The 15,527-nt window shown below is 70.8% G+C and carries 9 protein-coding genes; 5 read left to right on the forward strand and 4 right to left on the reverse strand.

Annotated features, from left to right (window positions below):
- Positions 1-21: 21 nt before the first annotated feature.
- Positions 22-735, forward strand: a complete 714-nt coding sequence (locus DEU36_RS15730; protein ID WP_183045444.1) for an SGNH/GDSL hydrolase family protein — start codon at positions 22-24, stop codon at positions 733-735.
- A 12-nt stretch (positions 736-747) separates the two neighbouring features.
- Here the strand turns inward: DEU36_RS15730 and DEU36_RS16070 are convergent, their stop codons facing one another.
- Entirely contained in the window at positions 748-1,482 is a 735-nt protein-coding gene (locus tag DEU36_RS16070) for a CDP-alcohol phosphatidyltransferase family protein (protein WP_183045445.1), read from the reverse strand.
- A gap of 166 nt (positions 1,483-1,648) precedes the next feature.
- Here DEU36_RS16070 and DEU36_RS15740 point away from each other — a divergent pair, with 166 nt between their 5' ends.
- Entirely contained in the window at positions 1,649-7,162 is a 5,514-nt protein-coding gene (locus tag DEU36_RS15740) for a LamG-like jellyroll fold domain-containing protein (protein WP_220700954.1), read from the forward strand.
- Between the two features lie 166 nt (positions 7,163-7,328).
- Here DEU36_RS15740 and DEU36_RS15745 read toward each other — a convergent pair whose 3' ends face one another.
- Both DEU36_RS15745 and DEU36_RS15750 read right to left on the reverse strand, forming a co-directional pair.
- Positions 7,329-8,591 carry a glycosyltransferase gene (locus DEU36_RS15745; protein WP_120265285.1) on the reverse strand — a complete coding sequence of 421 codons (1,263 nt, stop codon included), beginning with the start codon at positions 8,589-8,591 and terminating at the stop codon, positions 7,329-7,331.
- Positions 8,591-10,069, reverse strand: coding sequence for a sugar transferase (locus DEU36_RS15750; protein ID WP_120265286.1), 1,479 nt, complete (start codon positions 10,067-10,069; stop codon positions 8,591-8,593). The genes DEU36_RS15745 and DEU36_RS15750 overlap by 1 nt, the downstream gene beginning before the upstream one ends.
- Positions 10,070-10,419: 350 nt before the next feature.
- Here DEU36_RS15750 and DEU36_RS15755 point away from each other — a divergent pair, with 350 nt between their 5' ends.
- The gene (locus DEU36_RS15755) at positions 10,420-10,863 is read left to right on the forward strand and encodes an adenylyltransferase/cytidyltransferase family protein (protein ID WP_120265287.1); all 444 of its coding nucleotides are present in this window, start codon (positions 10,420-10,422) and stop codon (positions 10,861-10,863) included.
- An 89-nt stretch (positions 10,864-10,952) separates the two neighbouring features.
- A complete protein-coding gene (locus DEU36_RS15760) occupies positions 10,953-12,725 on the forward strand; it encodes a hypothetical protein (RefSeq protein WP_147374456.1) in 1,773 nt (590 codons plus the stop codon).
- Here the strand turns inward: DEU36_RS15760 and DEU36_RS15765 are convergent.
- Entirely contained in the window at positions 12,686-13,630 is a 945-nt protein-coding gene (locus tag DEU36_RS15765) for a Ppx/GppA phosphatase family protein (protein ID WP_120265289.1), read from the reverse strand. The genes DEU36_RS15760 and DEU36_RS15765 overlap by 40 nt on opposite strands.
- 66 nt (positions 13,631-13,696) lie before the next feature.
- Here DEU36_RS15765 and coaA point away from each other — a divergent pair, with 66 nt between their 5' ends.
- Positions 13,697-14,653: a type I pantothenate kinase gene (gene coaA, locus DEU36_RS15770; protein WP_120265290.1), complete on the forward strand. Its 957-nt coding sequence runs from the start codon at positions 13,697-13,699 to the stop codon at positions 14,651-14,653.
- Positions 14,654-15,527 lie beyond the last annotated feature (874 nt).

The following is a 15,527-nucleotide window of genomic DNA, read 5'->3' on the forward strand; positions in this document are numbered from 1 at the left end:
GGGTGTGCGATGAGAACGAGGATGCGAACGCATCGCGGCGGCGGCCACTGGTGGCAGATCGACTGGGGCGGCTTGCCAGTATGGGCGGTCGCACTCTCCGCGGTGGCCATCGGCGGAGTTCTCGCCGGCGGGGCTGCGCTGCGTTCGAGCCCCGCCTCCGAGGTGCAATACGCGCCGATCGTGGTGTTCCTCGGTGATTCGTACACGGCCGGCGTCGGGGCATCCGACAAAGCCCTCGGGTGGGCGAGCCTCGTCGGCGAGGCCGAGGGATGGCGGGTGCGCAACCTCGCGCGGGGCGGGACCGGCTACGCCGCGCGCGTGACGGGTGAGGCCGCACCGGCGGCCTGCGGCCGCGACGAATGCCCCGCCTTCGGCGAGATGGCCCGCGAGGGCGCCTCGCTCGTGCCTGACATCGTGATCGTGTCCGGCGGGCGCAACGACATCGGCCAGGCGCCGGTCGACGCGGATGTCGCCGACTTCTTCGACACCCTGTCGGCGGCCTATCCCGGCAGCCGCATCTACGTCACCGATGTGCTCTGGCACGACCAGGCGCCGGATGTCGTGCAGGAGCTGTCGCGGGTCGTCGAGGCGGATGCGCAGCGCGTAGGCGCGGTGTGGCTCGACATCGGCCAGCCCCTGGCGGGCGACAGCGGCCTGCTCGCTCCCGATGGGGTCCACCCCAACGACGCGGGGCACGAGGCCATCGCCCAGGCCGTCATCGCGGCGCTCGGCTGATCGGCGCGCGGGCTAGGCGGGCGTACCCGACGCCGCCGCGCCGACCGGGGCGGCCAGCGACCGGAACCACTTGCGAGAGAGCAGCGCCGTGATTCCGGTGGTGGCGAGCAGCAATGCGGCGTAGACGACGACGAAGACCTCCGGGGCGCCCCACAGCACGAACGCAACGGCGAGGACGCCGTAGTCGGCGGGCAGGAGCAGCACAGCCCGCAGCGTCGACGGCGGCGGCGTCGCACCCGATCGAGGTGCGAGCAGAGAGTAGAGCGTCAGACCCGCGAAGAGCACGACCGCGACGAGCGCGTACGCGAGGGGGAGCAGCAGCCAGGCCCCGCCTGAGCGACCGCCGCCGGTGAAGCCGATGAGCACCGCGGCGTGCACGCCCACCATCTTGCCGGCGTCGACGACGTGGTCGAGCCATTCACCCGCACGTGACGAGGCGCCGGTCAGACGTGCGACTTGGCCGTCCGCCGAATCCAGGGCGAAGCCGATGACCAGCAGAGCCGCAGCGGTGACGCCGCTCCAGGCGGTCGCCGGAACGGCCGCGACGACGACGAGTCCCGCTGTCGTCGCGAGCGCGGAGAGCGCCGTCACCGTGTTCGGGCCGATCCCCGTCGTCGCCGCCGCGGCGGCGAACACCCGCCCGAGCGGCCGGTTGACCCACCGCGAATAGAGCGAGACCCCTCGCTTGCCCTTCTGGGCCTGTCGCAGACTTCCCCACGCGTCGCTGAATCGCACTGTTTCCCCCATCGCGCCGATCGGCCGAATCCGATCTATGCGTCCCCTGAGCCACAGTGTACGATGCACGAAGTCGGAGTGGTGCTGGGGCACCGATCCGGGCTTGGGGAACGACGTGCGACGGGGGTCGCGCGTTCTGGGGAGCGTCCGTGAGGGCGCGCAAAATTGGGGAACACTCGTGCGTACACGCATCGCGGCCGTCGCCGCTGCCGTCTTGGCTCTTTTCATCGGGGCCGGAGTCGTGGGGATCACAGCCCCGGCATCCGCTCTGTCGCCCGGCGTCTCGTTCGCCGCCGACGACCAGTCCACCTGGCAGACCAACGGCACCGTGTACGCCCTGGGCGCTGCCGGGGGCAAGGTCGTCGCCGGCGGCACGTTCTCGCAGATCCGCCCGCCGGCGGGCCGATCGGATGCCGCTCGGGCCAGGAACGCCCTCGTCATCCTCGATGCCGAGACCGGCGAGCCCGACGCCTGCCAGTTCGCCGTCACGCTCAGCGGCGGTACTCCGACGGTGCGGGCGATCGCGGTCAGCGCCGATCAGTCGCGCGTCTACGTCGCCGGCAACTTCTCGACCATCGGCGGAGTCAACGTCGCCCGGATCGCGGTGCTCGACGTCCAGGCGTGCACGGTCGCGCCGTTCCGTGCGCCGTTGCCCGGTTCGACCGTCACCGCCCTCGCCACCCACGGCAACGTGCTCTACGCCGGCGGCCTCTTCAAAACTGTCGGAGGACAGACCCGCGAGGCCTTCGCCGCGTTCGACGCGACGACCGGCGCACTGCTGCCGTGGACCGCCAACGCCGTCCGCGGCCGCACCGACCTGCCGAAGGAGGTCAACGAGGGCCGTGCGATCGCCGTGTCACCCGACGGTGCGAAGGTCGTCGTCGGCGGCGACCTGTTCTCGATCAACGGGCAGTACTCGCACTCCATCGCCATCGTCAGCGGTGCCAGCCTGACCGACGGCAGCGGCGGCCAGGTGCTGCGCACCTACAGCCCGGGGTTCATTCCCGACACCTCGGTCACCAAGACGATCATCGACGGCGGCGACGGTCGCTTCTACATCGGCAACGAGGGGACCGGCGGCGGCGTGTTCGACGGCAAGGCGGCGTTCTCGTGGGCGACGGGCGACCAGGTCTGGCGCGACACGTGCCTCGGCGCGACGCAGTCGCTCGTGATGTACCAGGGAACGCTCTACTCGGCCAGCCACGCCCACGACTGCAGCGGGATCAACGCCTTCAACGACGGCATCCGCCGTTACTTCATGGCGCAGAACCCCGACTCGATGGAGGTGCTCGGCTGGCTCCCGCTCGGCAACGACGGCATCGGCGAGGGCATCGGCCCCCGCGCGCTCGCCGTCGCGACCGGCAACGCGAGCGGACAGCGCTACCTGTGGTCCGGCGGTGACTTCACAACGATCAACGGTCGCGCCCAGCAGGGGCTCACCCGGTTCGGGCCGCAGGACACCGGCGCCCCGCCCACGCCTGTCGCCAGCGCACAGGCCACGAGTGACGGCACCATCCAGGTCCGCTTCCGCACCGTCGTCGATGCCGATGACAGCCACCTGACCTACAGCGTCTACCGCGGCAACGCGACCGAACCCGTCTGGAGCGGCACGGGCAGGTCGCTGTGGTGGGAACGCCCGCAGGTCACCTTCGTCGACGCCGACGTCACGCCCGGCGCGAGCTACACCTACCGCGTCACCGCCAGCGACGGCACCAACACCTCGGCCCGCTCGGCAGCGGTGAGCGCAACGGCCCGTGCGGCCGGTGCCGACTACCCCGCGGCGGTACGCGCGGACGGGCCCACGAGCCTGTGGTCCGGCTCGACCAACGGCACCTGGGCCCACGACTCGGGTGCGGCGCAGACCCGCACCGACGCCGTCCCCGCCACTCTCATGGACGGGGCGACCGTCTCGGCCGACGGTGCGGTGCCGGCTGCGGGAGGCTCGCTCCGGTTCGACGGTGTCGACGACTACGCCATCACCGACCAGCTGCGCCCGGGTCCGTCGACGTACACCGTCGAGGCGTGGATCAACACGACGACGACAGCGGGCGGCAAGATCGCCGGCTTCGGCAACGGGCGTCCGCGCACCGGCTCCAACATCTCGAACCTCAGCGGCTCGTACGACCGCCACGTGTACATGCAGAACGACGGCCGCATCACCTTCGGTGTCTGGGTCGGCGGCGCGTCGACCGTGACCAGCCCCCAGCCGCTCAACGACGGGCAGTGGCACCACGTCGTCGCCACGCAGGGCGCGAGCGGAATGGCGCTCTACGTCGACGGGCTGCGTGTGGCGTCGAACAGCAACCGCGATCAGCAGTCGTACTGGGGCGTCTGGCGGGTCGGCGGCGACCAGCTGGGAGGCTGGCCGGGGCAGCCCTCCAGCAACTTCTTCGGCGGACTGATCGACGAGGTCGCGATCTACCCGAGCGCTCTCCCTGCCGCGCGCGTGGCCGCCCACTATCAGGCATCCGGTCGGACGCTCGATCTGAACACCGCTCCCGCCGACGCCTACGGCGCCGCCGTCTTCGGAGCCGAGCCCTCCGTGTACTGGCGGTTCGACGACACCGGGGCCACGGCAGCCGACTCGTCGCTGTTCGGCACGAGCCCCGGCGTATACAACGTCGGTGCTCAGACCCAGCCCTCGGGTGCGGTCTCGGGCAGCGGATCGGTCTCGCTCCCGGGCAACGACTCGGGCACCGTGGCGCTCGGCCAGCGGACCGCTCCCTCGCCGACCACCTCGGGAGAGATCTGGTTCCGCACCGACACGACCGCGGGCGGCAAGCTGTTCGGGTTCGAGAACGTGCCGACCGGCAACGGCTCGAGCTACGACAAGCAGCTGTACATGACCAACGACGGCCGACTGATCTGGGGGTCCTACCCGGGCTACGTCGCCACGGTCGAATCGGCGACGTCATACAACGACAACGTCTGGCACCACGCCGTCGCCGTCATCGACGAGACCGGCCGCAAACTCTACGTCGACGGCGAGCTCGTGGCCGCGAACGGCCAGACGGGCGCCGAGACCGGCGACGGGTACTGGCGCATCGGCGGCGGCAACCTCGGCGGCTGGCCCGGCCAGCCCCCCTCGTTCTACTTCGACGGCGAGCTCGACGAGTTCGCGATCTATCCGACGACGCTCGACGCGGCCACGGTGGCGCGCCACCACGCGATCGGCATCGCCGACACCACCCCGCCGGCCGCGCCCACGGCACTGTCTGCGCAGGCATCGGCAGACGGCGTGCATCTCTCATGGGCAGCCGCGACCGACGACCACGCGGTGGTGTCGTACACGGTCTACCGCGGCACGACGGCCGACTTCGCGCCCAGTGAGGACACGCGCCTCGGGACAAGCATCACGACCGGATTCGTCGACACGGCGCAGGTGCCCGGCACGCGGTACTACCGCGTCGTCGCGGTCGACGCCGCCGGCAACGTCGGACCCGCCACGGACGCCGTGCAGGTCGACCTCCTCGACACGACGCCCCCGCAGACGCCGGTCGCCCCGCTCGCGACGGCCGCCTCCGACGGGGTCTCGCTGACGTGGACCGCGGTCGCCGATGATGTCGCGGTCACGGGCTACACCGTCCACCGCGGCACGACGGCCGATTTCACGGCGGATGCCTCGAACGTCGTCGGCACGACGGCGACGACCGGATTCACCGATCCGTCGCCCGCACCCGGCACGTACTACTACCGCGTCACCGCATCCGACGCCGCGGGCAACGTCAGCGCGGCCTCTCCGTCATCGCTCCCGGCGACGGTGACCGCCCCCGACACGACGCCGCCCTCGGCACCGGCCACAGCCACGGCCACGCTGGTCGACGGCACCGTGCAGGTGCGCTGGACCGCGGCCACGGACGACCGCGGGGTCGCCGGATACCGGGTGCACCGCGGCTCCGATGCCTCCTTCACCGCCGACGAGACCAACCGCGTCGCCGCGGTCACCGACCTGGCGTTCGACGACCCCGGCCTCGCGCCCGGCGTGTACCACTACAAGATCACGGCGGTCGATGTCTCCGGCAACATCGGGACCGCGGCATCCGTCGCCGTCACGATCGAGTCGGTCGAGCCGGTCGTGGTCACGGTCCCGGTGGCCGACGACGCGATGGTGGTGCAGGGCGTGCCCGGCACGAACTACGGCGCGAGCACGCAGATCTCCAGTCGCGGCGGCACCAGCCAGATCGAGTCGCTGCTGTCGGCCCCGCTGCCGTCAGCTCCGAACGGCACGGCGCTGACGCGGGTGACCTTGAAGCTCCGGACCTCGACCGACCCGTCCGCGGGCACGGTCGAACCGACCGACTTCGCGATCATCGGAGACGCCTGGAACGAGTCGACGGTCACGTGGAACACCCGTCCCACGACGCCGGGCGCCGGGGCCGGACGGCTCGGGCAGGCGCCCGCCGTCAACACCGCGTACACCGTCGACCTCTCGGCGGCATCGCTGCGGCCTCTCCTCGGACAGAACGCGACGCTCCGGATGACCGGGACGGGCGCGGACAACCTGCGGCTGTGGTCGTCGGAGGCGGCGAACAGCTCGTACCGTCCCGTGCTCGTGCTCGAGTTCACGCCGCTGTCGGCACCCGACACGGCGGCGCCCACGGCGCCCACGGGTGTGCAGGCGAACGCGGCGGGCACGACGGCCGGTCTCTCGTGGACTGCCGCGACAGATGACCGCGGTGTCGTGCGCTACGACGTCCACCGGAGCACCACGCCCGGCTTCGCGGTGTCGGCCGGCAACCGGGTCGCGCAGACGGCCGGGACGACCGCTCAGGACGGCCCGCTCCAGCCGGGTACCTATGTGTACCGGGTGGTCGCGTTCGACGCCGCAGGCAACGCCGGGCCCGCGTCGGACGAAGTGACGGTGATCGTGACCGCTCCCGACACCACCGCGCCGTCGGCGCCGGGGACACCTGCGGTGGCGGTCACGGGCGGTTCCGCTCAGGTCTCGTGGCCCGCGAGCAGCGACGATGTCGGAGTCGCCGGCTACGACCTCCACCGCGGGACCACAGCCGGCTTCGCCGCCGACGCGGCCTCCCGAATCGCCGCCGTCACGGCAACGACCTACACCGACCCGGGGCTCGCCCCGGGAACCTACTGGTACCGCGTCGTCGCCCGCGATGCCGCGGGGAACGCCAGCGCGGCGTCGGCGGCGGCCTCGGCGACGGTGGTGGCACCGGTGCAGACGGTGACGACGACGATCGCGGTCGACGCGGATGCTGCCGGCTACGCCAACACGCCGACGCAGAATTACGCGACGTCGAACCAGCTCGTCTCGCGGGGTGACGTGGGTCAGCAGAGCTTCCTCAAGCTGACGCTCCCCACCCTCCCGGTGGGCGCGACGCTCGTCTCGGCCACGCTCGGCGTGCGGACCTCCACCGACCCGTCGGCGGGCAGCGCGGGTGCTCATGACGTGCACCTGATGGACGGGGCGTGGGACGAGGCCACGCTGACCTGGAACAACCGCCCGACCACCGTTCGCGGCACGAGCCCGATCGGAACGCTGTCGGGAGCCACGGCCACCAACACGCCGTACCGTGTGGTTCTCGCTGCCGATCAGCTCGCGCCGCTCCTGGGTCAGAGCGTCACGCTCCGTGTCTCGACCACCTCGGCCGACAACCTGCGCGTGTTCTCCCGCGAGGCGACGTCGGCGAGCCAGCGGCCGACCCTGACCCTCACCTACACCCTGCCCTGACCCGGGCGGGGGCGGCGTTCGCGTCGCACACGGCGGCCCGGCCGACGACCCGAATGGTCGGCCGGGCCGCCGACGTCGGCGCTGCAGCCACACCTCTTAACAGCCACACCTCTTAATAGGGGTGCTGGAAGCGTGCGCCACCTCGCCTATCAGGGGTGGCGGTGGCTCAACGCCGTGACGAGGAGGTGAGAGAGCGCTCGACCCCGTCGATCGCCGCGGACAGCGTCCGGGCGAAGGCCGCGATCGCGGCATCCTCCGTCAGGATGCGTCGCCGGTAGCTCTGCGCCTCAGCGCCGTAACGCGCCGCGCGCTCGGGGGCGGCTGCGAGCTCCTCGGCTGCCGTCACGAGCGCGCCGGGCGCTGCCGGCGGGACGATCGGGCCGGCTCCGGCGGCGTCCATCTCGGCGAAGGTCGTGCTGGTCGTGTCGACGGCGGCCAGCACCGGCTTCCCGACCGCGAAGTACGAGGTGAGCTTGCTCGGCACCGACATCTCCGTCAGACCCGCGCGTTCATGCACGAGCAGCACGTCTGCGGCTGCGAGTACGTCGAGGAACTGCGACTCGGGAAGCGGGTCGACGAACGAGACGGCTTCCGCGCCCGGGCGCTGTTCGAGCGCGGCGCGCTGTCCGCCGTCACCGACGAGCGCGAAGCGTACGCGCGACCCACGCTCTCGAGCGATCACGGCGGCATCGATGACGTTCTCGAGCCCCTGTTTGGCTCCGATCGCGCCGGTGTGCAGCACGATGACCTCGTCATCGCCCCAGCCCATGCGTCGTCGCGTTGCGGCCGTGTCGCTCGCCGCCGGCTCGGGCACGTGCGACCAGTTGCGCACGACATCGACCGGACGCGTGACCCCGAGGCGTTCCTCGAGGGCCGTCCGGAACCGCCGGTGGATGACGACGACCCGCTCCGAGGCCGCGAGCAGGCTCGCCTCGATCGCGGCGATCGCCCCGGCCCCGGACCCCGACCCCGCCTCCTGAACGCCGATCGCGTAGATGTCCTGTACCCAGGTGACGACCGGAATGCGGTGAAGCCGCGCCCGCAGTGCGACCATGCGAGAGGCAAGGAGGGCGGGGGAGACGACGACGATGGCCGCGGGATCTTCCCAGCGGCACGTCAGGGCACGCAGTCCGAACGAGATCTCGAACACGGCGCGCTTGATCGCGCTGGGAGCGCGTGGCACGTAATGACGGAGCCGCCGGATGTCGACGCCCGACACGGCAGAGCGCGCCGGCAGGTCTCGGAACTCCTCGGGCACGCGCCACCAGGGATAGTGCGGGTACGACGTGAGCACACGGACGTCCCACCCTTCGCGCGCGAGGCCTTGGGCCATCCCCGTCGTATACGGGCTGATCCCGGTCGGTTCAGGCGCGTAGTTGATGCCCACGAACAGAACGGATGCCGGCACGGGCTGCGGCCTCGGGCTCATCAGTAGGCTCCCACCGGTCGGAGCATCACCTTGACGGTGCGCCACATGATCATGAGGTCGAGGGTCACCGACCAGTTCTCGACGTAGCGGAGATCCAGCGCGACGCTGTCCTCCCACGACAGGTCGCTGCGGCCGCTCACCTGCCACAGACCCGTGATCCCCGGCTTGATGTACAGGCGCCGGAACACGCGCCCTTCATAGTTGCGGACCTCAGACGGCAGCGGCGGGCGCGGCCCGGAGATGCTCATGTCGCCCCGAAGGACATTGAAGAACTGTGGCAGCTCGTCGAGCGAGTACCGGCGCAGGAAGCGGCCCACACGCGTCACGCGCGGGTCGGAGCGCAGTTTGAACAGCGGACCCGCACCGTCGTTGGACGGCAGGAGTTCGGCGAGTTCCTGTTCCGCGGCGTCGGTCATCGAGCGGAACTTCAGCATCGTGAACTCCCGCCCGTCGCGGCCGACCCGCTGCTGGCGGAAGAACACCGGGCCGGGGGAGTCGAGTCTGATGGCCAGGGCGATGACCGGGGTGACAAGGGCGACGACGGCGCACGCGGCGGTGCTCACGACGAGGTCGAGCAGGCGTTTCAGCGTGTGGGCCGCGCCCTCGAATACCGGGATCTTCACGTGGATGAGCGGGAGGCCCTCGATGGGGCTCAGGCTGATGCGGGGGCCGGCGACGTCGGCGAGTCGGCTCGACATGATCAGCTCGGCTGCGGTGCCCTCCAGCTGCCAGGCCAGCGAGCGCGAGAAGTCGGGGTCGTCGTCGGGCACGCTCGCGACGACGAGCGTGTCGGCGCCGACTTCACGTGCCACGCGGGCGATGTCATCGGCGGTTCGCACGGCGAACACGCGGCCGGGATCGCTCGCGACGTCCTCATCGCTCAGCGCCAACGCGATCACCGAGTATCCGTTGTCGGCGAGGGCGAGCTGGCGCATGACGTAGTCGACGTCGCGGCGCTTGCCCGCGATGAGTGTCGCCGACGCGTACTCGCCCAGCCGACGCCGCATCCTCAGCCACGCCCGCCAACGCCACCGAGCCACCAGCAGTGCCAGTACCCCGGCGGGCAGCGCGATGATCATCTGCATCCGCAGACCGTCCCACTGCGCGATCTCGAAGCCGACGGCGAGGAGCCCGAAGGCGACGCCCGTCGCATTCGCGACGCGCTTGTACTCACTCGACCCGGCGCCCATCACGCGGGGTTCGCGTGAACCGAAAAGCGCGAGACCGGCGAGCCACACGACGAGGGTCGCGGTGGTGATCGGAATCACGACCGACGGAGCCTCGCCCAGCCGCGTCGACACAACGCCTGCCGCCGATGCCGCGATGGCGGCGATGAGGGTGTCGGTCACGCGGAGACGACGCGCGTAGCGTCTCTCACGCTGCCTCCGCAGCTCGAGAGACGGCAAGCGGCGCGGTGAGACTGCGGGGTCGCGGAACTCTCCCGAGCCCAGGCCCGTGCGGTCTTCGACAGCGGTCATCGGATCGATCCGATGACGCGTTCAGTGACGCGCACGACAGCATGATTGACGCGCATGATGTGCTCCCCCCAAATGGAACATCGCGACGAGGTCGCTCAGATCGGTCGCGAGTTCCCAGGCTCGAGACCGAGTGCGTCGGATTCCTCCGTGGCCGTTCCCACAACGGCCCGCCATCGATTTCTACACCATCGGCGGGCCGCAGGGAAGTCCCCAGGCCGCTGAGCGACACGCCGACTTCCGCAAACGGGTCTGCTCGGTGTACTGTCTCTCGCACCGGCGTCGTGCCGGTATTGGGGAATGCGCTCGGCGGGTGGGACCAATGGGCGGGTCACGAGCGTTTTGGGGGCGCCATGACACAGCGAATCGGGTACGCCGCGGGGGCGTTCGATGTCTTTCACATCGGGCACCTCCAGATTCTTCGGCGTGCCCGTGAGCACTGCGACATCCTCATCGCCGGGGTGGTGAGCGACGAGATGCTCCTGCGCACCAAGGGCATCTCGTCGTTCATCCCCACGGAGGAGCGCGCGGAGATCGTGCGGCACATCGATTTCGTCGACGACGTGCACATCGAGCGTGCTCCCGACAAGCTCGACGCCTGGCGCGAGGTCGGGTTCACGCACTTCTTCAAGGGCGACGACTGGCGCGACACCGACAAGGGGCGTGCGCTCGAGCGTCGTTTCGCCGAGGTCGGGGTCGAGGTCGTCTACTTCCCGTACACGGCGCACACCTCGAGCACGCAGCTGCGCCGTGCGCTATCGGCCGCCGCCGATCGAGCGCGGGCGGCGACCGCCTGACGCTCCCGCCTCGGTGCGGTGCGCGACATCGCGGTTCGCTATGATGTCCGCCAGCGAGGGATCGGCCCGTCGTGTTCGAGGGGGCGACCGTGGGGTGGGGACGAACGTCGCGACGTCGAGCGCGGCTCCGTCCGGGCGTCGCGATCTGGTGGGATGCCATCTCCGGCGGGCGCTTCCTCACCATCTGGAGTGCGCTCGTCGCACTTCCGACCGCCGCCCTCGTGCTCGCGCCGTACGCGACCGTCGACACGGCCGGGGAGCTCTTCGCCGCGCAGCTCGCCGCGCTGGCGGTCGCCGTCGTGCTCGGTGTGGCGCTCGTGCCGGTCTGGTTCCTGGAGCGGCGCATCGCCTCCCCGACGGTGCGCGGTGTGCTGGTCCTGAGCGCCGTGGTCGTCGCGGCCACGATCCGCCCCTTCCTCAATGATGCGGTGGCCCTCCACCTCTTCGGCCTCGCCGCCGACCCCGCCTGGCTCGCCCGGATCATCACCAACGTCGTCGCCTGGATCAGCGTCCTGTCGCTGGTCGCGATCGCCGAACAGCTCTACGTGAGCTCCGCGATCGCGCGTGTCCGTCTGATCGAGGCACTTCAGGCCGTGACCGACGAGCAGCGCCGGGCCGTGAGCTACGAGCGGGAGAGTCGCACCTTCCTGGCGACCGAGATCGGCGTCCTCCGTTCTGCGCTGTCGGCCCTGACGGCTTCGGTATTGGATTTCGAGCGCGTCCGGGAATTCTCCGACACCGTCCGCTCGCTCAGTCACAGCGCCCGGGCGCGAGCCGGGCTCGATCTGGCCGAGGTCGCGCCCGATGTCGCAGAAGCGCTGGTCCCGGGTGCCGAGCGGGCCTTTCTCGAGCGTCTCCGCCCGCCCGCCGTCGGCCTCGTCGGGGCGATCTTCGCCGCGGGCAGCGCGCCGTTCGCGCTGCGCACCGGCGGCCTGGCGCTCGTGGTCCTGATCGCGGGCGGCATCGTCGCGCTCTGCCTGGTGGCCGACGTGGTCAGCCGCCGGGTGGCGTATCGCCGTTCAGCACGTGATCGGGGCCTGCTGCTGATCATCGTGTGGATCAGCGTCGCCGTCGTCATCGCGGGGGCGGCTCCCGTCGTGGGCGTTCACAGCCTCGTTCCACTCATTCCTGTCGTCGCGCTCCCCGGAGTCGCGGTGATCGCGGCCCTGTGCTCCGAGGCCGTCCATCGCGGGCGCGTCGAGTCGAGACGGCTCGGCCGGGCACTGCAGGCCGTCGTGCGCTCGGCGGCGGACCGGGCGTCGGGCGTACGGCAGGAGCTGGTGCGCGCCTCCGAGGTGCTTCACGGCCGCGTCCAGGGCAGCTGCGTCATCCTCGCTGCCCAGGTCGACGACGACATGGCGACGCGGGCCGACATCCTCGCCTTCGAGAAGGCGGTCGGCGACGGGCTGATGGATGCCGCGGGCGGCGGCGGGGCGGCGCCGTCTCGCCCCGCCGATCTGGCCGAGACGGTCGCGATCTGGGGGCCCGTGCTCTCGGTCTCATCCGACGTGGATGCCGTCGCGACCCGCGCCCTGACCGATGAACTCGTCTCGACCCGAGTCGTTGCGGTCGTGGCCGAGGGACTCGTCAACGCCGTCAAGCACGCGGCCGCGCGGTCGGCCGCGATCGAGGTGCACGGCGACGGCGCCGGATCATCGCTGGCCGTACGCGTCCGCACGCGGGGCCGGTTGCGTGTCGACTCACGCGGGCCCGGACTCGGCGTCGCCGGACTCGGTCCGACCGCTCGGATCTTCCAGCACGGCCGCGATGTGGTCCTCGAGGTCTCGGTGCCGACCGGCGAACCGGAGCTGGTCGGGGCAGGTCAGGCAGGCGGTGCGCTCCACGACAGCGACTCGATGTAACGCAGCAGCACTCCCTCGCGCAGCGCCCATGGTGAGACCTCGAGCTCGTCGACGTCGAAAGCCCGCATCGCCTCGTGCAGCACGACTGCGCCCGCCACGATCTGGACGGTGCGATCGGCCGTGATGCCGGGAAGCTCCTGCCGAGCGGATGCCGGGATGCGGGCGAGTCGGGGGATCCACGAGCCCAGCGCGGCGCGGGGCAGCGTCATCCGCTCGATCCCCGACCATCCCGGCATCGGATAGCCCGCGAGCTTCGCGAGCGACCGGATGGTCTTCGATGACCCCACGACGTGATCGGGGCGGGGGCGGGCGGACATCGTGGCGACCACGGGGGCCAGGGTCTCGCGCGCATGCTCGCGCAGCAGTTCGACGGCGTTCTCGCCCGGCGGATCCGTCGGCAGGAACTGCACTGTCATCCGCCCGGCACCCAGCGGCACCGAGGCTGCCTCGTCGGGCAGCTCGTCGCTGCCGGCGGCGATCTCGAGCGAGCCGCCGCCGATGTCGAACAGGAGGATCTCGCCCGCCGACCAGCCGAACCACCGGCGCACGGCCAGGAAGGTGAATCTGGCCTCCGACTCTCCGCCGAGCACCTGCAGGTCCTGGCCGAGTGCCCGCTCGATGGCCGCGATGACCTGCGGTCCGTTGGTCGCCTCGCGCACGGCGCTCGTGGCGGTGGCGAGAAGCTCCGCGACGTTTTCGGTGCGTGACACCGCGACCGCGTCCGTCACCGCCGTGACGAGTGCGTTCACGCCCTCGTCGCTGATCGACCCGTCGGGCTCGAGGTAGCGCATGAGGCGCAGCACCGTCCGCTTGCTGGTGCGCGCCAGCGGGCGTCCGCCGGGGCGGACATCGGCGACGAGCAGGTGGACCGTGTTCGAACCGATGTCGAGGACTCCCAGACGCACAGGTTCACAGTAGTGGCAGGCCGAGGCGCCGTCGGTGCGGACGGGTGGGGGGTTACGATGAGCGCGATGTCCCCTGAAGATGTGCAGGCGCTGACGCCGCTCGCCCCCGCGCTGTATCGCGAAATCGGCCGTGCCGACTGGGCCCGGCTCGCCGCGGGCGTGACGCAGCCGCTCACCGAGACCGAGATCGTCCAACTCCGCGGGCTCGGCGATCGCATGGACCTCGGCGAGGTGTCGCAGGTCTACCTCCCGCTCAGCCGTCTGCTGTCGCTGTACGCCAGCGCGACTCGGCGTCTCGGGGCCGACACCGACGCTTTCCTCGGCGAGGAGGACAGCACGACCCCTTTCGTCGTCGGGGTCGCCGGCTCGGTCGCTGTCGGCAAGTCGACCGTCGCGCGTCTGCTCCGCGAGTTGATGAGCCGCTGGCCGGGCACGCCCCGCGTCGAGCTCGTCACGACCGACGGGTTCCTCTATCCGAACGCCGAGCTCGAGCGCCGCGGCCTCATGGCGCGCAAGGGCTTCCCGGAGAGCTACGACCGCCGCGCGCTGATCGAGTTCCTGACGGCGGTGAAGTCGGGCGCCCCCGAGGTGCACGCCCCGTTCTACTCGCATATGCGGTACGACATCGTCCCCGACGCACAGATCACCGTCCGTCGACCCGACGTCGTGATCGTGGAGGGACTCAACGTCCTGGCGCCGCCGCCCGCCCCGCACGAGGTGGCCGTCAGCGACATGTTCGACTTCTCGATCTACGTCGACGCGGATGCCGAGCACATCAGCCAGTGGTACGTCGACCGCTTCATGGCGCTCAAGGCGGGAGCGTTCAACAACCCGTCCTCGTACTTCAACACCTTCGCCGATCTCGACGACGACGCCGCGATCGAGATGGCGCGTGGCTTCTGGAACGACATCAACCTCCCGAACCTGGTCGAGAACGTGCTGCCGACGAAGCATCGGGCGACGCTGATCCTGCACAAGGGCGCGTCGCACGCCGTCGAACGGGTGCTCCTGCGCAAGGTGTGACGTCCGCGATCCCGGATGCCGAAAGCGGCGTGCCCGCCGATCCGTGAGGACGACGGGCACGCCTGGGTGTGGACGGCCCCCGCTCAGGGGGAGGGGTGCGACCCGAAACCGCGCGGTCCGATCGGACGAGCCGGCGTGGCCGGGGCCCGGGTCGCGGTGATCGAGCGTGAGCCGCCACATCCAGACGGCGTGTATCGGGCCGCCGGCAACTGCCGGCGGAGCGGAATTCGACCGTTACGGTCGACGCTGTCGCGGCGGCTGCCCCCCAGCAGCCGACCGAGCGCGTGGAATCGCCTCGTCATCTCATCCCCAATGTCTCCACGAGAGCGAACCCAGATCCGTCTCTCATGCCCCAATACCGCCGGGTCCAGCACGCCGGGTCCCATCCCGGCGAGTCTTGTACGCCCTGCGTTTCACCCCGGCTGAGCCGCAGGCTGCGCTCAGTATGGCAGAGCGTCTCCGCCACCGGAAGCGTCAGTATCCGCGGCGTCCTCTGCGCGTCGCACGCACCGTGTGCGTTGTGCAGTGCGCGTGCGCGGCTGCGCACTGCACAACGCCCTCACGGTGCGCAGATCCCCATCGGCGCCCTGAGCTTGACGCGCATAGCGACTCCCTCGCCCCCCAAAAGCGGGGACTCTGCACGTCGTGGTTGATCGTACAACTGATGGTGATGTCCGCCAATAGGGGGACAAGATTCGCTTCGCGGATCGGCGTTCCGGGCTCGTGAATCCGGTAGGCTTCATGAGCCTGCGCAGTGCTCGAACCGTTCCCCAAGCGGTGATTCGGTCGACAGCCGTCCCCAACGGCCCGACTGAGAGCGCGTGGGCCTAGCGGGGCCCTCTCGAGTAAATCAGTCCCCAAATGGCTGACTCGA

It is taken from the genome of Microbacterium sp. AG238 (genome assembly GCF_003610405.1).
In the GTDB taxonomy this organism is placed as follows: domain Bacteria; phylum Actinomycetota; class Actinomycetes; order Actinomycetales; family Microbacteriaceae; genus Microbacterium.